Genomic DNA, 19,750 nt, shown 5'->3' with positions numbered 1-19,750 from the left:
TTTTCTTTTGGCACTCTCACTCTTTGTCTGATAATTTAATATTTATATCTTATCATAGTTGTTAGCAAAGTCAACTAAATAGTGCTAAAGTTTTGTATATTGTAAACCAAATGCAACACTTTATGAAAAATAAAGTGTTTTTTTATTTTTCTATTAAAAAACATAAATTATTTGCATTATTCATCGGATAGTATCTTTAAATTTAGAATTTTTATTATAAAAACAGATTAAGTTCTGTTTTCCCTACACAAAATAAACGATATTTTTATAAATTTCCTTTCAAATAAAGGTATTATCCGATGAATAATGCAATACCAAAACTTAATATTTTGATGCTTAAAGATGAACAACTCATCTATGGCGCGAAGCTTTAAAGAAAGTGTGAAAGCGAATGGATTTACTCCTATTTATTTCTTTAATTCTCGGCAAGATTAATCACTTGCGAAATGTCAGAGCACGTGTTTTTTGCTTGTTTTCATAAAAAGAGTGCTGTTAAACCGAAAAAAACAATATCGGACACTAAAAAAACAAAAGGGTTGGAGCTCCAAAAGGTTATTTTCTTTATATAAAGTTGTCTAGGGATGGATGAAGCGTAATTAATAACTTGGTAAACTTTTTTACTTCCGTAGGGGGGTAAACTATTTCTAAATATTCTACCGCCCCCGCTCACCCCCAAAGTGAAGCGGGCGGCGAAATAAATAAATACTAAAATACAATACATTATTTACTAAATATCAAAACATTAACCAACAAAGGAATTTTCTGTTTATTTAAAAAATAAATAAAAAGAAAGGAATAAATATTATGCAAGAATATAAAAGTAAATATATCAATAAAACTTGAAATGAAATAACAACATCATTTGATTGAGTTAATTGTCAACCTGTTAATTGTCGTATTTCCCACCATAAAAATCATTATGATTTACAGTGTTTAGAGTGAGCAAAAATGTATTTAAATTTATTTGCAGATAAATGAGATGTTGTTGCTTCTTATATGCAACATTACAAAATTAATGATATTTTAGATTTGGCTGCGGATGGTTGAAAAATATTACAAATTGAGAAAAAAATAAAACAAATAAATTAAAATATATTATTGCAATTGACCCCGCTGGAAGTGGACAAACTGGTATTATTATTTATAATGTTTTACAAAAGAAAATAATTAATAATATTACCTTTCATTCTAAAAATGAAGAAGAAGCAATAAATAATATCTATTTAATATTAAATGAATTTAAAAATAAAACTTGTTCTTATTTAAATAAAGTTCTTGTAATAATCGAAGATTATCAACTGCGTAAGGGATTAAAAATAACAAACCCACTATCTACTCCTAAATTAATCGGTGGTTTAAAGGTTTTATGTAAATATCTATTTAATTTAAAATATGTTTTACAATCGCCCGTTGTTAAGAAAAATTATATTTATAAAGGAAATATTAAAATGTCAGAGCATGAACACGATGCATGAAAACATTTACAATATTTTTTAACAAAAGGAGTTGATAAAAATGGCACAAACAAAAAGTAATTTACCTAAAAAAACAGCTATCAGTAAAACAAAAAATAAAAGAGTTAACAAATTAGAATTAACTGTTAGATTACATGAAAACCCAATTAAAACTAAAATTAAGGCTTTGGTTGCTGGTGGTGTTGAAGTTGATGCTTGCTCTGCTAAATGTCAATGAGAAGGATTAAATTATTCAACATTATCAATTTATAATCCGTCGGTTGTATCTGCGTTTTTGAAATTAAAAAAAGATGATGAGATAAAAATTAAAGGCTCCGTATTTAATCAACTAAATTTAAAAAATAAACGCTACTTTTTATCTTTTCGAGTTGATAGTTTTGAAATTATCCAAAAAGCAATTAGAAAAAGAACAAATATTAAAAAATAAGGAGATAAAGAAATGATAAAAAATGTAAAATATGTTCTTATTGATAAAAATAATGAGCCTATTAAAAATGAAGATGGTAGTTTTGACATTAAAACTTCTGAAATTATTTTAGAAAATACTGCTGAAGTTGAAGAATTTAATGCAAGTAATTTAGAAAATAGCAATCATCAAATCAACGAATTACAAACAAAAAACACTGAATTAATTTCACAATTAGAACAACAAACCCTGCAATTAAAACAAATTGAAATTAATAATTTTAATAATTCTTTAACTGATAATGAAGAATTTAAAAACGTCTTATTAAAATCTTATGATATTAATGATGATATTGATGTCATTAAAACACACTTACAAAGTGTTTACGATGAATTAATTAAAGTACAAACTGTTAATACTGGTGGTGTACCAAAAACAGAAAATAAAGAAACTAATATTTTAGATACAGACAATGTATTTAATAAATAGAAAGAAGGAAATAAATTATGGCACAAAACCCACAAAGAATATTTGGTGATATTGTTAACCAAGCAACAAAAAATGATCGTGAAACATTTGAACAATGATATTTACAAACTTATCAACAAAAATTTAGTTGAGAGGCATTATTTGCATGAAAAGAAGCCAATAAATTTGGTTTAACATATAAAAGAAAGAAAAATATTAAATATAACCAAGGTTTAGGAAAAGATGAACAAGTATTTAATACTGACGATAGTCTTTTAAACTACACTGAAGTAAAATTTGAAGATGGAACAGTTGAATTAGATACAATTTTAACTTTTGCTCGTAAATTAGACCCTGTAGAAAGTGATTTTAATCCCAATCTTTGAGCTGCAGATATTGAACAAGCAATGGATACTGAAGTTGCTTATAAACGCAATAAAATTTTAGAAATTATTAATAAAGAAAAAGTTACAACTATTCAAGGGCAAAAAGCAGATGATAAAAATGCTTTACAAATTCATGATGAAATTATGGATAAAATATATGAAAATGGCTTTACCCCGTCAGAAACAGTTGTCTTGGGTTCGGCTGATTTTATTCGTGGCATTCGTAATAAATTACAGTTACAACTTGGAGCAAACGACCAAATAAATAGTGTAATAACAACAAGCGGAGCAATGAAAACTGTTGAAGGAACAACATACTATATGGTTCCAAAAAAATTACCAATTATTAATAAAGATGGTTCGGAAGGAACAATTAGTTTATTACCCGATGGCGTTAATGCAATTGCCTTTAAGTTTAGCAAGAAATACGACCCTCTTATTTTACGCAAAAAAGACCACCACACCCCATTAAGGGTTGGCGCTGCTGCATTAGGTACTGGTATGGGTAATACTTTGATTATGGAAAGGGTTTTATATTTAGGTGGAGCAGTAGTTGAAGCTAAGGGAATTATTAAACATATTGTTGCAAAAATTGATATTAGTAAAATTAATAAATTAGACAAACCAACTATTCATGTTACAGATCCAACACAAACAACATCCGAACAATTAAAACCACAATTTAAAGATATTGTTTTAAAAGCAGTTAAAACAGTAGATAGTTCTTTAACTGAAAATGATTTTGATTACTTTATTGAAAACAAAGGTGAAGATTGACCGATTGATATTACAAACAATAAAACTGTTGCTGTTCAAATTGAAGGAAAAAACAGCGCTACTGGTCAAACAAATCCGATTGATGTTGTAATTAAAAACACTTAAGTACTAAAAAATAGTACTTTTTCGTTTTATAAAATATGCCAATTGGAACAAGTAAAACTGCTCTGATTTATCCTGTTAAAAAAACACCAACTAGATTGTCCATTCAACAACAAGAAAAAAGTTTTGGTTTACAATTATTAAAATTTTTAGGAATACAAGTTTTAGCTCTGGGTTTATCTATTTTGACAGGGGGAATTGCTTCTGCTATTGGATTAGGAGCAGGATTATCTAATTTTGCTGCAGCATTTATCTCATTTGGAGTAGAAACAGCAACCGATTTTGCTGTAAATCAAATATACGATAAATTAACATCAGAAGTAACTGCAAAAAGTACTGCCTTAAATTTGTTTACCAGCAATTGGCGGTATTGGTAAATTAACGCGTGCTGCTCGAACAACTAGAATTTTAAAATTAGCAAAAGAAACTAAACTACTTGAAAAATTAGGTGTAATAACTGCTAATAATATTTAGAAGATGTTGTAAAACAATTTACGGATAAAAAGATTTTATCTGATTTAATATTTGATTTTACAAAACAGGCTAATAATAAGACTTTATTAATTATATACTATTGGAAAATTAGCGCGAAATGATTTTTATAAAGGTTTTAAAGTTTCTAATTTAGAAACAATTAATAATTTATTAGAAATTGAAAAAAATATTCAAAAAATAAGTCCTACATTAGTTCAAAAAATACCACGCGTAAATGAAAAAAATGCTAATAAATGGTTATCTGAATATGGATTAAATATTAATAAAATAAGCAAAATTAGTACTAATGAATGATATAACATTATGGCCAATCTTCATAAAAAAGGTGTTGGTAAAAACGTCTTGTTAAATGCTAATTTAATGCGTAGCAGTAAAATATATAATAATAAATTATTAAACATTTTGCATCAAACGCCAATTAAATTAAATAAAGTCTTAAATTATTTAAACCCAAATTTTTATATTCAAAAAGTAACTAAAAAATTATTAACCCCCATTGAAAAACAAATAATTACAATTAAACAAAAAGTAATTAGTAAAATTACCGATAAAACTAAAAAAATATTATCTAAGTATGAAACTAAAGCTATTCAAAAAGGACAATTATTACCTTTTGCGTATGGTTCTGATGTTTTTCTAGCAGTTAAAATTGTTCCTTTATCAGTTGCGGATGAAATTGCTTTAACAATATATTATAAAAATCCTAAATATGCTCCAATTGTTGTTATGACAACTTTAATCAAAGCAGAACAATTTGTTTTAGCTCCTGAACCATTCAAATTTTATATGAACAGCGAATGGTTTATTGGTTGGGGATTTAAAAAAACCAGTTTGTTTAATTTAGTTTCTTTTGCCCCAGTTGCTTATCAACAAGTAGTAAAAGATAGTTTTAAAATATATCGTTCAATTGCTAAGGTATTAAAGTTGCAAGAACAATTTAAAAATAATTTTACTAATAAAGATAAATTGTTAAATACGCTAGAAGATAGTGCGGTTACTAGTTTATTGGGTAATGGGCTAGCATTTCAAACATACAAACAAATAAGAACAAAACAAGATTTAAACAAAACAATTAAAACAAAAACACTATTAAATAGTAAAAAGTTTATTTTAAATAAAATATATTCTAAAAAAAGTAAATGATAAGGAGATGATTAAATGTTAAATGAATTATGACAAAATGTTACTTTGGAAAATTATAATAATTTTATTCCAATGACAGGTAAAATTACACAAGTTCCAGTTCGTTATAATAAGTTCTTTAAAGGTGATGTAGAATTATGATTTAAAACATTTGCTTTAAGAGCCCAAAATATGATTAATTCTTACTTAAACTATCCATTTTCAAAACTAAAATTTGAAACATTTAAAGACCCGTTATTAAAGAAAATTTGTATTAATATGGTGTTTATTACCATTGAACATTGAACATTTAACCGTATTCCAATTGAGTTTTTTACTTCGGCAAATATGATTATTGGTAATATTAATTATTCTTCACAAAATGACCCCATGGCAACATGACAAGGTCTATTGCCTACCTATGCAAAATCATTGGCTAATTTAACAACTTTAAAGAAAATGTTTCGTACTTTTCAAAAAGAAGGTATTGATTTAACAATGATAGATTTAGAAGCATATTATACCCAATTAGAAGTTGATGCATTACTAGATATGGTTGTTATAGAAAAAATTAAAGATGATAAACTTGTAAAAATAAAAGAAGAAATATCAGATGAATTAAAAAAATTAATTGTTATACAAGGTTTCTCGGATTGAGAAGTTGTTGATACTAGTGATTTTGTATCTAATAGTATTTCGGAATATAAAATTAAGAATTTTGATAAGTCAAAATATGTTTATAAAATTTGAGCTAATATTGAACAATATCCGATATTAATGGTAGAAACTTTTAAAAATTATAGTGAAGATATTCATTCGAATTCTCAAATTACTTTATTTATTAAAAAAAACGGGAATGTTCTTATGTGATTAAATAATTCACCCTATAATATGTCAATATTACATATTCAAAGAAAAAAAGTAAGTTAGAAAGGAGATGATTTTGTGCCAAAAGTAGAAGTTAAAGATGTAATTATGTTTTTGAAAATCTTTGGAGTTTCATCATTGTTTTTTATCGCAGGAATTATTATTTGTTTTATCGGAGAAAAAACATTAGGTATTTCTTGACCAGCGTATGTTATTGTTTCAGCAATGCTTATCGGGTCTGGAATTATTGTTTTAATTATTGAAACTATTAGATTTATCAAAACTCATAACAAACAACAAAAACAAGATAGTATTGAAGATGTTATTAAAAAAGAAGATACAAAATAAAGAGGTGATATAAATGGGATTGTTATCAGCCAAAAAGAAATTAAAGAAAAGCTATGATATTGATAGTTATTATCTTAATTTAGCATCAACGATTACTAATCGCAAAAATGTTACTGTTCAAAAACATAATGAAATTTTAGAAAAAAGAATTTGTGAAGATAATGCTAATTTTTTAAATCCACGAGATTTAGAAATTAGCATTTATAATCCACTTACTAATCAAAAATTAGATACTAAATTAATTAATAACTTTTTAAAAATGCAAGACTTTACTAATAAAAATTGATATAACGAATATAAAATTAATAGGAATGGTAAAGGTGCATATTTTATTTTTGCTAATAATTCAAAACTAAATTTTATTACCATTGATTTTTACAATGACCAATATGATGAATTAGGTAATTTAGTATCTTGTACTTTTGATTATGACCCTTATCTTAAAAATAACCAGAGTATTTTTATTACTGAAAAATTAGAAATTGATTATGTAACTAAACAAGTAAAAGTTATTAGAAAGTTAAAAACACGATTATACAGTACTATTACCGACTTATATATTGATGATGCTAAATGAAATAACTATACAACATTGCAAAGATAAGAAATATTGCCACTTAATTTTATTCCAATTGAAATTATTCCTAATAATCCTAATTTTGAACCTTCTGCTCGTTATGGTAAACAATTTGCTAGTATTTTAGATATTATTGCTGAAAAGATAATGTTAGACCCCTTATTAAATGGTGGTAAATTTACCATTAATACTAACGGCGTGACTGGTGTTGTTGACCAAGAAATTAGTAAAATGTTGGCTTCATTTATTGAAAATGACTTGTTATTAGTTGAAGGTGACCCCGATAGTAATTTTCAACCAGTAGACTATATTGCTGGTAATTTTAAGGGTGAGAAATTAACCAAAATATATGATTGATTATTAACTAATTACTATAAAATAAATCGCCATCATGTTCCTGCAATTGCTAAAGGAGCACAACAAACGCAAGCCGAAGTTGCTGGTGTAAATATTCAAACAAACGCATCATACGAACAAATGATATATATTAGAGAAATTAAATTAACTGAATTTATTATTAAGTTAATTAAATATGATAATGCGATTTTAAACAGTAGAACATTCAATATTAAAAATATTGACGAGTTAGTTGTTGATGTTCGCTTACCAGTAAATGCTACTTTAAACAGACAATTAAAAAACAACGAAACTATTATCAATATGCCTAATGAAGAAGGAGAACAAGAATAATGTTAAAACCATCTGAAAAAATGTTAGCACAATTATCAGAAAATGATGAACCAATTGACTATTCAATCGATAGTATTCCATTAGATTTTGCTAATCAATCGCAGTACAGCGACCCTAATTTAGAACAATTATTTACAGAAGACCGCGCAAGAACCTTATATATTTATAAAATTAATAATCTTGTTAAGACAAAGCAAAAACCTACCTTAAATTACTCGCAAAATAGCGTTAAAATCGGTTTTATTGACAAAGATGAATATATTAAAATAACTGGTTATGAAATTAGTGACTTTAATTTTAAATTACAAATACAACAAAATACCACAATTCAAGATAATAGCACAAGTTATGTAATGATTGATGAAAAAGATATTTTAATTAATGATATTTCAAAACAAGACAGATTATTTTTAGAATCTTATGATTTAAAAATAGTGTCTATTAATGAACCAATTAGTGAAGACAACAAAAATGAATGTTATATTATTGAAGAATATAAACGCCCTTATTCACCTGGCGGTGTTGACATTATTAAATACACTCATTTAGTTAAAATAACTGATTTCAAGTGAAAAAATCAAAATAGTATTCATTTAGTATTACAAAAATCATTACCCGAAAATACTGTATTTACTGGTATTGAAATTAAATATCCTAAATCAATGTTATTTGGAAATATTAAGTGCTGAGGAAATGTGAATGGTGTTTATTCTTATCCATCATCAAATATTGAAAATGCTAGTTTGGTTCCTTTGTTATCAATGCCAATAGAAACAGAACATAATTTAAGAGTGTTTCAGTATTGATTTACCGAAAGTTTTTTACCATGAAGTGTTGCCAAAAACTATATTCAAGGAAAAGATATATTAGGTTTATTAGATGTTAAAGAATTAAATATTATTTTATTAAATTATCTAACATATCGTTATAATTATGATCGTAAATTTCAAGGGGCAAAATATGATGAAAAAGGTAACCCTACTAATATAGCGGCAGAATTACGCCAAAAATTCAAAGGACAAAAACCCGAAGATGTCATTGATGGTTTATTTGAAAACTGAAAATTAGATAATTCAACATCTATTAATGAAAATGTTGTCAAAAGATTTAAACAAATTATCTATATGTTATCAAATTATACATATAGTAAATACGCCATTAATAAAGGTTATGATGATGATGTTAAATTAATTGCTCCTTATTATTTTGAATTAATTTCAATCCCCAATAAAATAGAAGATGGATATTGAGAATTTAAAGATTGTCAAGTGTTATTAAATTCATCATATTTTAATTTTGCTGGCGGCCCGACCCCGCCTATAAATTATTGAAATCAAGTTTATGCAAATGAAATACCTTTTAATCAAGTTGATAATAAATATTATTTTGTTATATGACGTAATGATAATAGTGGTGATTGAAAAATTAGTAAATTTAAAAATAATATAAAATTGAATGTTGGCGAGACATATACTATTAACGAGAGCTTATATTTATTCAATGGAAATTTCGCTGCTGATTTAAAAATTGATTTACAAGTTATTTTAAAAAACGGAGTTCCACTTGGGTGATTTTTTGATAGGGATAGTGCTTTTTTAAAATCTGTTTATCGTTGAAATAAAGATAGCGAAACAAATACACCAGTTATTGATTCAAAAACAGGACAAATTACAGATTGAAATTTAAAAAATCAAAATAATATTAATAACAATTATGAAATTAAAGTAACTGTTAAAAACAAAGATATTTCAGAAAACCCTATTTATCAATTAGAAGCCAATTATTTTAATTGATTATCAATAACAAATGAATTGGAAACAAATAATATACCTTCCCTTATTCCTGCTGAAATTAAATTATCAGATGGAGAATATGGCAAGTACTTAACTAATTTAATTGTATCTAATGATAAAATAAAAAAATATTTAAATTACTTTTCACAATGATATAGATTACTTTATTCTAAAGCAGTTTGAGTGGGTATGACTAAAGATTTAGTTGAAGATAATATTAAAATAAATTATGACAAAAAACTATTTGCTTTAAATAAAATTGAAATATCGGGTATATGGGGCGATGGAAATTATGATATTACAATTTTTACAGAAAAAGAACAAATTAATATTAATAATTTACAATTACTTAATAAAAATAATGAAAAATTATCATTAATTAAATTAGAAATATAAAAAGTTATTTAGATTTATAAATCTAAATAACTTTTTAATTTATTTTCAACATCTACATTTGGCTCATTATCTTTATTTCAACGATAAACAGATTTTAAAAAAGCACTATCCCTATCAAAAAATCACCCAAGTGGAACTCCGTTTTTTAAAATAACTTGTAAATCAATTTTTAAATCAGCAGCGAAATTTCCATTGAATAAATATAAGCTCTCGTTAATAGTATATGTCTCGCCAACATTCAATTTTATATTATTTTTAAATTTACTAATTTTTCAATCACCACTATTATCATTACGTCATATAACAAAATAATATTTATTATCAACTTGATTAAAAGGTATTTCTTGTGCTGCTATTCATTCTAAAATACCATCTTTTGTATTTATTTTATTTTTTTCTTTTAATTTTGTTAATTCTTCTTTTGTATATTCTTGTGGTTTATTACAAGCAACTAAACTTGTTGTACTTGTTCCTATTAAAGTAATTGTTCCCAAAAGACTTAATATTTTTTTCATTTTAAAATAACCTTTTTTGTAAATTGCATAATGTTAACTAATTATAAAATAAAAACATAAATTATTTATTAATATATATTAATGTTTGTGTTTATTTTTTGAATAAATGTTATGCGTTAAATAGGCATCACAATCTTGAAAATATCCACAAGTTTGACCAGAAAAATCCATTGGTTCTGTTTGATTTGGTCTTTGAATTTGAGTTTCTAATGAAGTATTTGGATTATAAGAAATTATATAATTATAATAATTATTAGGATTATTTGAATCATTAATTGTAAAACCTCGTCTATTTAATTCTTCTCTAGAATATCCCTGTCTTAAAAATTCAGTTTCAGCATTCTGCATATTTCTTCTATAATCAATATCACCTATTCCGAATAAAGTATACATATTTCCTTCTCTAATTGTTCTAAAGTCTCCATTGGCCGGATCAAAATATTGATAGCTGTATCTTGATAAAGAATTAAGATCATTGTCTTCTCTAATGCCAGTAATTAGATAAAAGCGATTACGTTCTCCTTGATATTGAGGTAACCTACCAGTAGAAGCTAATGCAACAGGTACATTGTTTTCTAAACTATTTCTAACCAGTGTTGCAAACTCATTACTATTAAAATATCCCCTGGTTCAATCAGTTATTGAGTATTGACGTCTATTATTTAAATTATTGCCATTAATAACTCCATTTATAGCACGCACTCAATTTTGGGGAGAAGTACCTATTGATGAACTTGTATTCATATTATTTGGAGTAGAAAGTAGTTGTTGATAATTTCTATTATTTACTCTTGTTTGGGGTCAATAATTTAAACCTAAAATTCTTAACGCAAGTTCTCCTGTTGCTGGCCCGCATCACATAGGTTCTTGTTGAATAATTCTATTTCTAGCTATATGTTCTAAGGTATCAAATAATTGTATATTTAATTCATTATTATTTCTTTTATTTCTATTTAAAATTTCTAAATTATTGCTTTGTGAATAATTAATATTACCATTTTTTATAGTTTCTTCTTTTTGATAAGAACTAGCGGCAATTGTTGTTGGTGCAGTAGTTCCACTAATAGTTAATATACTTAATAAACTTAAAAGTTTTTTCATTTTGTATAATTTCCTTTCTTTATTTTATTTAATTACAACCAGTAATATAGGCAGTTTCTACATCTCCTCAAGTTGATCAATCTTTTATATTTATTTTAAAACAACCATATGTAGATCATCCCCCACCTTCTTTAAATTTTTCTTTAAGAAAACCCATTGAACTTCAAATTGCTCCCCCAACGATTTTTATATAATAATCGCTGTCTATGTTGTGTTGAATTCAAAAGCCATCTCTAATGCGATTTAAGAAATATTGAGTAAATCTATATTTGTCATTAGTATAGCTTAATTCTAATTTTTCGATTTCTTTTCAAGTGGGTGTTTTAAAAATTATATGGTATTTCCCATCACTATATTCTAAATCATCACCAGTTCCATATTCGCGTTTATTCCTATTTAATTTATCTAAATTATTTGTTTTTAAATAGCTAATATCACTATTTTTTATAGTTTCTTCTTTTTGATAAGGACTAGCGGCAATTGTTGTTGGTATAGCAGTCCCACTAATTGTTAATACACTTAATAAACTAAAAAGTTTTTTCATTTTGTATAATTTCCTTTCTTTAATCTTGAAACTTTTTATCAAGATCTACCTGTATTATATATATATATGCAAGTCAAGTATTTTTAAATATATTATTTTAGAAAGGAGGAAGCTATTTATATAATTATTATTGTGATTATATTGTACTAATCTGGGCTCGCGGTGATTTTCATAAGTTTGTGAAAAATGCCTTAAAGTTTAAAAAAAGTTTTGCCGCGCTTTTCAAAATACTTGGGAAAAATTCTAAGCGTTAAGCGAAGAATTTTATAAAGGTTCCCAAATTTGTTTGAAAGAATCTCAAAACTTTTTTTAACTTGTAAGTCATTTTATCACAAAAATTTAAGAAAATCAACCGCTCGCCCAAAAATTAAAATAGCACTTTATTAAAAATAAAGTGCTATATTTGAATTTATACTTTACATTTTAATAAGTTTTTAATATGTAAAAGTTCAATTTTTAAATATTGGATTGTTTTTTCTAATTCAGTAATTCTAATAGATAAATTTGTATTATCTCTATTTAATTGCTGAGTTGTTTTATTAGTTATTCCAATTGGCATAATATATCTCCATTTCTAAGAAATAAAATTGATTTAAGGAAAACAACTTAAAACCAATTAATTAAATAAAAAATATAAGATATATTTAAAAATATAAAATTAAAATGTATAATATTTATATCTAGATATATTGTTTAAGGTTTTTTATCTAGTATTTTGGTTAAGTGTCGTTATCACTTAACTTTTTTATTTCTATACAAATTATAACAAAAAATGGAATAAATTACTTTTTTATTTTATAATTTCATTTTAAAACGATATGGATAAGAACCATAAAATAAAGCATCATATGGGTCGTGGTACATTTTACTGTCGGGTGTGTTTGTTTTGGTATCACTAAATCTTAATTCACTAATACACTTGTCTAAAAATGGAAAATTATCTATTCTGCCATATATTTTGCCTTGCACAAACATTTTTCTTATTCATGTTACACGATTAATTATGCCCGCTTCTTTATTCAATGAAGTTTGATGTTTTTTGGCTTTAAACATTTTAATTTTATAACCTAAATAAGGGTAAATATCTTCTTGTAATTTTTGCATAAAATCGTGAGCATTAATATCATAATGAAATGTAGCATATTCAAAACCATCAAATTTATCAAAGGTATTAATTATTCATTGTCTGTAATGTTCAACTATTTCATTTAAATTCATTGTGTTTTTTGGTGTAACAACATTTTCCTCAATTAAATATTTATCATATTCATTATTTTCATTAATTTTATAACCACTAAATAAAAACACCGTATGGTCTTCACTACCGTTAGCATAATCCACACCAATTGAATAACTATCAAATTGATACTGTTTTGTATTTGGATTATAAAAATCTTGTAAATTATATTCTTTAATATATTGACTATAATTTCGTAAAACATAAATACTGGGGTCATTATTGTTATATTCAAATCCGTAGTATTCAAGTTCAAATAAATCAGGCCGTTCTTCTTTGTTTGTTAAAACAAGTTTTTTAGTAATATCAGGTATTTTATTTCAAACAGTCCCCATTGTTAATCGTAAATTAAAAACACCCAAACCATTAAATGCTTGTTTGTTTTCTGAATATACTTGATTGTGTTCTTTTAAAATATTTTTAATACTTTCATTTAAGGGTAAATATGGGGTTACAAATTTTTCATAAAAAACATGGTATTTATCAAAAGGATTAAAAGTAAATTGATTAGAATATGTTTTATGAAAATATGTTGTTACGGTTATGTATTGTTTTGCTATGTTGTCTCATTCTTGAAATGTCCAAGATAATTCTTTTATAGGAATAGGATTATCCAAATTATATTGTTCATTATCATTTTCATCAATATATTTTTCATAAGACACCTTTAACCTTTTTGAACGAAACATTGAAACTCTTAAATTATTATATCTTTTATCTAGTTCTTTATCGGTTAAAATTTCTTTTTCTTCGGCATGGATCATTTCATCGGTTCAAGCTGATATAATCCCGCTTCCTTTACCAACCTTACCCATAATTTTATTACCATTCGCATAACCCGCAAAAGCAATGCGAACACCACTAGGAAAAACAATTTCGCCACCTTCTTTCATATTTTTCGGTCAAACAATGCCATTTTCATTGTCCGGCCCAATATCAATCTGATATTTATCATATAAGTAATTACACACATTAATCATATCGCCAAATGTAGTATCTTCATGGGTGTTGGCATATCTTCGTAAAATGACCGACGAAGCATCAGTAAAATTGCAAGCAAAAAATAATTTTTCTGCTAAGTGATTTCATGTTTTATTAGTACCTCTTCCAGCTGAAACAAACTTAAAAAAACAAGGTGAAGTAAAATATCGAGCATAACCATCACCAACAAAATCTTTAAATACTTCTCAATCAAAACCAAAATTATAGTCACTAAAATTTAAATCATATTTTTTATTTAAATGTTCATAACTAGTAATTTGTTTTTTTGTTGTTAATATTGCTAAACTGATTCATAATAACCTCCATTTTACATTACATATAAATTATAATATAATTTAATGCAATTAAAAACGAAAGGAATCTATAAAAATGAAATTAAAAATATTTCATCATTTTACTTTTAAAGAAAGAGTAAATGAAGAGTGCACCCAATTTAGTAAGTACCAATAAAAAGTATTTACTATTTTTTTAATTATATCTTTTTCTTTACGATTTGAATATCATGTATTTCATTTTATAACATCTTGTATATATTCTTCATGTGAATTATATATTTTATTATGGATTGTAGCTTTCTTAAGTAATGAATGAAAACTTTCTATAACAATATTATCTGCACAGTGGTAATTTTTCCCCATTGAAATTATAATACCGTTAGATACACATTTATCGAGATAAATAGCGGATGTCTATTGATATCCGTGGTCTGAATGAATTATTATTCCATTCAGATCTTTTTTTATTAATTTTATTTTATTAATTGCATCATTTAAATTATCTATTACTAAGTTTATTGTCATTATATTTAGATCACTTTACATCAACTATTTCTTTAGTATATCCATCAATAATTGTTGATTGATAATATTTTTCTCCTTTTCAAATTAAATATGTTACATCAGTATATAGCACTGAAAACCTTGTTTTTATATCATTGAATTTACGATTAATTAAATCAGGATATTGCAATAAACTTTTTTCTTTATTCTGTTTATATTTCATTTTTCTTCTCATTTTTCTTACATATTCAGGTTGTATTTGATTATAACGCATAATCCTTAAAACTTTTTTTGAATTATATTTTATACTATAATCTTCCTTTAAATATTTAGTAATTCTTCGATATCCAAATTGTTTTAAATTTTCTTCATAGACTTTTACAATATCATTTATTGCTTTTTTATCTTTTTTGCTACTGTCATAATTTTTATATTTATCTCAATAACTACGTTTTAACCCCGTTACTTCTAATAATAATTTTATTGAATATTCATGACAATTTTGTTTAATAAAAGAGACGATTCTTAGTTTGCTTAATTGTAAAAGTCATGGAGCTTTTTTAATAATTCATACCTTGTTTTATAATATTCTAAATCTCTTTTACCAAAAGAGATTTTAGGTCCTTTATGATTGTTTAATTTTCCTTTTTTATGATTTGCTCATCAAGATTCTACTGTATTTGCATTTAGATTATATTGTTTTGCTACTACTCAACAACTTTTTTGTTTAATTTCCTCAATGATTTTTGTTCTAAATTCTGATGTATATTTGTTATATTTTTGACCTTTTCTTGCCATATAAAAATGCACCTCCTTTAAAAGTTTAGCAAAGTCTTTTTTTACTTTACTTACTTTTGGGGTGCGCTCTTAATTTATCTCTTTTTCTATTTTTCATTGACTTTTACATTACCATTTTTGTCTAAAATTAAGTCAGGTTCTTTTGTATCTGAATTTCAACGATAAACTGATTTAAAGTAAGTTTTATTTTTTAGATATTCTCGTCATTGGACTATAGAAACAATATTATTAGTTTTACCAATTACTAAATCTATTGGAAAATATGGGGCTTTATATAAAAATAATTCATAATTATTTTTAAAATCTATTTTTTTTGTTTGCTTATCAGATAAAAAAGTAACGTTTTTAAATTTAATAATTTTTCAATCATTATTTTCATTACCGCGCCATACTACATAATATCATTTATTATCCACTTGATTAAATGACTTTTCTTGTGGTGCTATTCATTCTAAATTGTCTTTAATTTCTTGCTTATCTGTATTTATTTTGTTTTTTTCTTTTAATTTTACTAATTCTTCGGTTTTATATTTATGTATGTTATCTTTACAAGCAATTAAACTTGTTGTACTTATTCCTACTAATGATATTGCACCTAGTATACTTAATACCTTTTTCATATTTTAACCCGCTTTTAGTAATTTGGGTAGTTTAATTAAAAATATAAATAAAATTATTTTATTTCTACTATTAAGTGAATTTAATTAATTAAATTCACTAATAATATCACAAATTGAACCAATTAAAGAAAATATTCCAGAAATTGTAGGCCCTACTTCTGGGATATATTCGGATGTTGATGAAATAAACGAACTAATATTTGAACAAGATGAAAGAATATCTGGTGAATCAATTCTTCTTTTTAATTCATTTAAATCATTTTCTAATCCTTGTACTCTTTCAAACAATTGATTTATATAAATTCTATTTTTAATTGCATATATAACTGTTGATAAATTTGCTAATCTCAATGTAAAATTATGTTTATAATTTTGTTGTCATTCTTTTTTATCATTAGAATTTTTATATGGTACAGTATATTTTAATTGATAATCAGTATCGCTTTTTCAAATTTTAAAATCATTAAGTCATGTTTTTAATGGATAGGCTATATCATCTAAGTTGCGTTTAATTAAATAATTGACAGTAAATTCCGTATTTCCTTCAACTTTTACATAACTATTGTCTTCTAACTTTTCCTTTGCTGAATAATTAAATTTAATTTTTGCATAAGTATTTTTTTTATTAAGTATTTCAAATGAAAAAGAAGAAAAATCTCGTACATATATGTCTCTTAATAATTGACTTTTTAATTGACTTTTTGCTACTAAACTAGCTCAAATCACTGAATCACTATCATCATCAATTATTCCAAGATCTATATTATCTAAGTCATTCTTTATAGTACTAATAGTTTTGATTGATACTTTTTTTGCAGTTTCATGATGTAAATTATACAATGCTGCCATACCACCAAAACGTTTAAACCTTTTAATTTCAACAAATTTTTCTAAATTATTTGTTTGTGAAGAATTAATCTCACTATTTTCTATTTTAATTTCTTCTTTTTGATAAGGACTAGCAGCAATTGTTGTTGGCACAGCAGTTCCACTAATTGTTAATACACTTAATAAATTAAGTAACTTTTTCATGCTTATTTTTCTCCTTTTCTTAATCTTGAAACTTTTTATCAAGATCTAACTTCATTATATATATATATAAGCAAAATTATCACTTATTTTAATAATTTTATCTTTAAAAATAACTCTTATTACGCGTTTTAAGGGGTAAATTAGGAATGGAATACATTAAGTTTATTTATTTTTTTTTATTGTATATTGATAAAATAGTATAATATTATTATTTCAGTTAAATAAAAAAGAGAATGACCCGACATCATTTTTACTAGCATTATATATTAATAAATAATTATTTCAATTTCATTATAATACTTTTTATCTTATAAGTTTAGTATTTATATATAAAATATATTGTATTAATAAACTATTGGTGTATAATCAAGTCATAGGTTTAATCTTTTTCCGTAAAAAGAGTTTATGCTGACTTGTTAATCGAACAAGGATAAAAAAAGAGGAGTTTATAAAATGGCACTTACAAAAGAACAATTAATCGAACAAGGTTTAAGTGAAGAGATTGCAGAAAATATCTTAAATCAGTTTAATAATGAAGCAAAGCAAATTAGAGAAAGTGTACAAAAACGCGAAGATGTTATATCAAAAGAAGACTTTATTAAATTATCTAATGAATTAGATGAATTAAAAGCATTTAAAAATGTTCCATCAACTAAAATTGAAGATATTAAAACTAATTTAGAAAAAGTTAATGGTAGTTCTTTATCGGAAAAAATGAAAACTTTAAAAGAATTAAAACCCGATTTGTTTGTTGAAGAACAACCATCAGTTTCACCAACTAATTTTATTAAAGATATGATTGAAAATTCGGTTGAAAATAAGAATGATGAAATTGAAATTATTAAAGAAAAAGGAGCATATACTCCTGATGAAATTAAAAAATTAACTGATTATACACTTAAAAACCTTAGATAATAAGGGAGTGAAATATTATGGCAACAATTAATTTGCCACAAGTACCTTTTACATTACAAGGTAATACAACAGGGCAAAAAGCCTATGTTGATATGGTTAATGCTTTATTGCGTGGACCTTTATATAATGAATATGCAAGTATTATGCAATATGCAACAGCAACTGCTGAACAAGTTGCTTGATTACCAAATGCTGGTCAAGCATTATATAATTTAACTCATCGTGTAGTATGACAAGATGATTATTCATTGCCAAATGGTGGTGCAACTCAAACGATGGGATTAACAAGAATTCCAGTTCCTATTGATAAAAGATTTAATTTAAAATTAATGAATGAGGCTTTTGACTTAGCATTAATAGAGCAAAATATTAAAAATGGTGTTATTGCTGATGCTATTTCTAGTGTTGTACAAAATAAATTTGTTAATTTAGAATGTGAATTAATTCAGGCTATTTATGATTATTGTTTAGCAGATGGTCAATATGAAGTTATTCCATTTCGTAGTTATACAGCCGAAAATGCCGATGATGCAAATAAAGCATTCTTTACATTAAATGAAACTTTGATTGAATTAACAAATCAAATTAGTAATTTATATTTTGGTTTGCCAACCGATAAAATGTTTATGGTTTTAGGTCGTAGAGCCTATTTAGGATTAACGTCCGCTTATTTAAAAGTAATTGGTTCACAAGCACAATTAAAAGCAATGGTTAATGGTGAATTATATGAAAATACTGCAATGGGTATTCCAGTATCGAAAAGTTTTCATTTAGAAAAAACATATACAAAAGGACAAGTTAACCGTGATAAAGGTTATAATTTTAATAATGTAAATGGTTTAATTATTAATAAACAAGTATGAGCATATCCAATTAATATGGATACTATTCAACAAGTTTTAGATAATGATACTGCTAACCCTAAATGAATTGGTAAAGTGCAATATGCTACGCCAACAATTTTATATCCAAAAACATGTAAAATTATTTTAGAAAAACAACCAACTAAACAAGAAATTGATCAAGCAACTGCTAATTTAAATAAAACATTCCGTGTTCCTGTTGATTATGATATTGGAAAACCTGCTTTATCAACAATTATTACTACATCTAATTTAGGAGCAATTACTATGTCTGGAACAGAACCAACCACTACTGAATTAGAAACAGCAATTAAAGCAAAAAATAGTAAATATGTAAATGGAGATGCAACATTTAGCTCTATTACAGCTACTGGTGCATTAGCAACTGGAAATCCAATTAAATATAGTGGAACAGTTAATTTAACTTATACAAAAGCTTAAT

25 protein-coding genes are annotated in these 19,750 nt (G+C 25.3%); 15 read left to right on the top strand and 10 right to left on the bottom strand.

All coding sequences use genetic code 4. The features are described 5' to 3' along the window. Positions 1 to 804 precede the first annotated feature (804 nt). The 12 genes from NL276_RS02980 to NL276_RS02925 all read left to right on the top strand — a co-directional run bounded on the left by NL276_RS02980 (position 805) and on the right by NL276_RS02925 (position 9,902). Positions 805 to 1,089 carry a hypothetical protein gene (locus NL276_RS02980; RefSeq protein WP_253301110.1) on the top strand — a complete coding sequence of 95 codons (285 nt, stop codon included), beginning with the start codon at positions 805 to 807 and terminating at the stop codon, positions 1,087 to 1,089. Then, entirely contained in the window at positions 1,044 to 1,535 is a 492-nt protein-coding gene (locus NL276_RS02975; protein ID WP_253301109.1) for a hypothetical protein, read from the top strand. The genes NL276_RS02980 and NL276_RS02975 overlap by 46 nt, the downstream gene beginning before the upstream one ends. Continuing rightward, a complete protein-coding gene (locus NL276_RS02970) occupies positions 1,516 to 1,902 on the top strand; it encodes a hypothetical protein (RefSeq protein ID WP_253301108.1) in 387 nt (128 codons plus the stop codon). Before NL276_RS02975 ends, NL276_RS02970 begins: the two co-directional genes overlap by 20 nt. 12 nt (positions 1,903 to 1,914) lie before the next feature. After that, entirely contained in the window at positions 1,915 to 2,370 is a 456-nt protein-coding gene (locus NL276_RS02965; protein WP_253301107.1) for a hypothetical protein, read from the top strand. 17 nt (positions 2,371 to 2,387) lie between these two features. Further along, positions 2,388 to 3,617 (top strand): hypothetical protein, encoded by a 1,230-nt coding sequence (locus NL276_RS02960; RefSeq protein ID WP_253301106.1) that lies wholly within the window; start codon positions 2,388 to 2,390, stop codon positions 3,615 to 3,617. 35 nt (positions 3,618 to 3,652) lie between these two features. Further along, positions 3,653 to 3,991, top strand: coding sequence for a hypothetical protein (locus tag NL276_RS02955; RefSeq protein ID WP_253301105.1), 339 nt, complete (start codon positions 3,653 to 3,655; stop codon positions 3,989 to 3,991). A 421-nt stretch (positions 3,992 to 4,412) separates the two neighbouring features. After that, entirely contained in the window at positions 4,413 to 5,255 is an 843-nt protein-coding gene (locus NL276_RS02950) for a hypothetical protein (protein WP_253301104.1), read from the top strand. A gap of 12 nt (positions 5,256 to 5,267) precedes the next feature. Continuing rightward, a complete protein-coding gene (locus tag NL276_RS02945) occupies positions 5,268 to 6,161 on the top strand; it encodes a hypothetical protein (protein ID WP_253301103.1) in 894 nt (297 codons plus the stop codon). A gap of 15 nt (positions 6,162 to 6,176) precedes the next feature. Continuing rightward, positions 6,177 to 6,446 carry a hypothetical protein gene (locus NL276_RS02940; protein WP_253301102.1) on the top strand — a complete coding sequence of 90 codons (270 nt, stop codon included), beginning with the start codon at positions 6,177 to 6,179 and terminating at the stop codon, positions 6,444 to 6,446. A gap of 13 nt (positions 6,447 to 6,459) precedes the next feature. Beyond that, complete coding sequence (locus NL276_RS02935) at positions 6,460 to 7,050, top strand: hypothetical protein (protein WP_253301101.1); 591 nt, start codon at positions 6,460 to 6,462, stop codon at positions 7,048 to 7,050. Between the two features lie 6 nt (positions 7,051 to 7,056). After that, positions 7,057 to 7,713, top strand: a complete 657-nt coding sequence (locus NL276_RS02930; protein ID WP_253301100.1) for a hypothetical protein — start codon at positions 7,057 to 7,059, stop codon at positions 7,711 to 7,713. Continuing rightward, positions 7,713 to 9,902 (top strand): hypothetical protein, encoded by a 2,190-nt coding sequence (locus tag NL276_RS02925; protein ID WP_253301099.1) that lies wholly within the window; start codon positions 7,713 to 7,715, stop codon positions 9,900 to 9,902. The genes NL276_RS02930 and NL276_RS02925 overlap by 1 nt, the downstream gene beginning before the upstream one ends. Before the next feature lie 14 nt (positions 9,903 to 9,916). Here the strand turns inward: NL276_RS02925 and NL276_RS02920 are convergent, their stop codons facing one another. From NL276_RS02920 to NL276_RS02900, 5 genes are all read right to left on the bottom strand, one after another. Next, positions 9,917 to 10,417, bottom strand: a complete 501-nt coding sequence (locus tag NL276_RS02920; protein ID WP_253301098.1) for a lipoprotein — start codon at positions 10,415 to 10,417, stop codon at positions 9,917 to 9,919. A gap of 78 nt (positions 10,418 to 10,495) precedes the next feature. Next, positions 10,496 to 11,518 (bottom strand): hypothetical protein, encoded by a 1,023-nt coding sequence (locus NL276_RS02915; RefSeq protein WP_253301097.1) that lies wholly within the window; start codon positions 11,516 to 11,518, stop codon positions 10,496 to 10,498. A 28-nt stretch (positions 11,519 to 11,546) separates the two neighbouring features. After that, positions 11,547 to 12,062, bottom strand: coding sequence for a hypothetical protein (locus tag NL276_RS02910; RefSeq protein ID WP_253301096.1), 516 nt, complete (start codon positions 12,060 to 12,062; stop codon positions 11,547 to 11,549). A gap of 409 nt (positions 12,063 to 12,471) precedes the next feature. Further along, on the bottom strand, positions 12,472 to 12,621 hold the full coding sequence (locus NL276_RS02905; RefSeq protein ID WP_252154740.1) for a hypothetical protein: 150 nt from the start codon (positions 12,619 to 12,621) through the stop codon (positions 12,472 to 12,474). A 236-nt stretch (positions 12,622 to 12,857) separates the two neighbouring features. Beyond that, positions 12,858 to 14,279: a hypothetical protein gene (locus NL276_RS02900; protein WP_253301095.1), complete on the bottom strand. Its 1,422-nt coding sequence runs from the start codon at positions 14,277 to 14,279 to the stop codon at positions 12,858 to 12,860. Between the two features lie 25 nt (positions 14,280 to 14,304). Here NL276_RS02900 and NL276_RS02895 point away from each other — a divergent pair, with 25 nt between their 5' ends. Then, a complete protein-coding gene (locus NL276_RS02895) occupies positions 14,305 to 14,457 on the top strand; it encodes a hypothetical protein (protein ID WP_253301094.1) in 153 nt (50 codons plus the stop codon). A gap of 188 nt (positions 14,458 to 14,645) precedes the next feature. Here the strand turns inward: NL276_RS02895 and NL276_RS02890 are convergent, their stop codons facing one another. From NL276_RS02890 to NL276_RS02870, 5 genes are all read right to left on the bottom strand, one after another. Beyond that, positions 14,646 to 14,939: a hypothetical protein gene (locus NL276_RS02890; RefSeq protein WP_253301093.1), complete on the bottom strand. Its 294-nt coding sequence runs from the start codon at positions 14,937 to 14,939 to the stop codon at positions 14,646 to 14,648. A 136-nt stretch (positions 14,940 to 15,075) separates the two neighbouring features. Next, positions 15,076 to 15,474, bottom strand: coding sequence for an IS3 family transposase (locus NL276_RS05335; protein WP_502202972.1), 399 nt, complete (start codon positions 15,472 to 15,474; stop codon positions 15,076 to 15,078). A gap of 140 nt (positions 15,475 to 15,614) precedes the next feature. After that, entirely contained in the window at positions 15,615 to 15,878 is a 264-nt protein-coding gene (locus NL276_RS02880; protein WP_253301010.1) for a transposase family protein, read from the bottom strand. An 86-nt stretch (positions 15,879 to 15,964) separates the two neighbouring features. Beyond that, entirely contained in the window at positions 15,965 to 16,498 is a 534-nt protein-coding gene (locus NL276_RS02875; protein ID WP_253301091.1) for a lipoprotein, read from the bottom strand. Between the two features lie 84 nt (positions 16,499 to 16,582). Next, entirely contained in the window at positions 16,583 to 17,530 is a 948-nt protein-coding gene (locus NL276_RS02870; RefSeq protein ID WP_253301090.1) for a hypothetical protein, read from the bottom strand. 453 nt (positions 17,531 to 17,983) lie between these two features. Between NL276_RS02870 and NL276_RS02865 the strand changes: the two genes are divergently transcribed. Both NL276_RS02865 and NL276_RS02860 read left to right on the top strand, forming a co-directional pair. After that, entirely contained in the window at positions 17,984 to 18,445 is a 462-nt protein-coding gene (locus NL276_RS02865; protein WP_253301089.1) for a hypothetical protein, read from the top strand. Between the two features lie 17 nt (positions 18,446 to 18,462). Beyond that, positions 18,463 to 19,749 carry a hypothetical protein gene (locus NL276_RS02860; RefSeq protein WP_253301088.1) on the top strand — a complete coding sequence of 429 codons (1,287 nt, stop codon included), beginning with the start codon at positions 18,463 to 18,465 and terminating at the stop codon, positions 19,747 to 19,749. Position 19,750: the final 1 nt, after the last annotated feature.

This window comes from Spiroplasma endosymbiont of Phyllotreta cruciferae (assembly GCF_918697755.1).
The sequence above is the reverse complement of the archived record's forward strand: the minus strand, read 5'-3'. Positions and strand labels throughout refer to the sequence as shown.